The organism is Gemella sp. 27098_8_149, assembly GCF_041433745.1.
Lineage (GTDB): Bacteria > Bacillota > Bacilli > Staphylococcales > Gemellaceae > Gemella.
Genome location: NZ_JAPWCB010000038.1, coordinates 1 through 889 on the forward strand (window position 1 = coordinate 1; position 889 = coordinate 889).

The 889-nt window shown below is 31.6% G+C and carries 2 protein-coding genes; both read left to right on the forward strand.

Going from position 1 to position 889, the window contains the following annotated elements; all coding sequences use genetic code 11:
* Positions 1–280, forward strand: a 280-nt coding sequence (locus tag O3801_RS08520; protein ID WP_371454674.1) for a hypothetical protein, incomplete at its 5' end; no start/stop codon positions are given.
* Positions 281–330: 50 nt separating this feature from the next.
* Positions 331–889 (forward strand): IS3 family transposase (locus tag O3801_RS08525; protein ID WP_371454676.1); only part of this gene is annotated, 559 nt, incomplete at its 3' end.

Below are 889 nucleotides of genomic sequence, written 5' to 3' on the forward strand. Positions count from 1 at the left end.
TCCAGCACTTATTTGTAACTGGGTTAATCGCTTTAGAGTAGCTGGTCCTGATGCATTGAGAGAACGAAGGAAAGGTCGGGAAATCTTAATGGCTAAATCACCTAAAAAGTTAAGTAAGGAAACAACAAGTCAAACCACAAATGATAATATATCTAAAGAATATGTAAAAGAATTAGAAGATAAATTACTACAACTAAGGATAGAAAATGCATTTTTAAAAGAAGCGAGGAGACTGCGTTTAGCGGAAGAAGCAGAAATGAAAAGAAGGCGCGAATTATAAGCAGTCTCCGAGGAGAATTCATACTTAAAGACCTTCTTTTATATGCGAAAATGCCAAAAGCAACATATATGTACTGGCAGAAGAGATTCAATAGAGTTAATCCAGATAAAGAAATTGAAGAGAAAGTATTAGAAATAAGAAAGAATAACAAAGATTATGGTTATAGACGTATATATGGTGCGCTACGTAATTTAGGATATATAATAAACAAAAAGAAAGTTCAAAGAATTATACAAAAATTAGGCTTACAGGTTACATCATTCACTAGAAAAAGTAGAAAATACAATTCATATAAAGGGAAAATTGGAAAAACAGCTAAAAATAGAATTAGAAGACGATTCAATACTAATATTCCACATCAAAAAATCACTACAGACACAACTGAATTTAAATATTATGAAGTTAGTGAGAGAGGTAAATTAGTAGTAAAGAAACTTTATTTAGATCCATTTATGGATATGTATAATGGTGAGATAATAAGCTATAGTATAAGTGAGAACCCATCAGCCCAAAGTATAATGGATGCACTAGAAGAAGCTATTAAAGTCACAGCTAAATCACCTTATAGGAGAACTTTCCACTCTGATCAAGGATGGGCTTATCAAATGA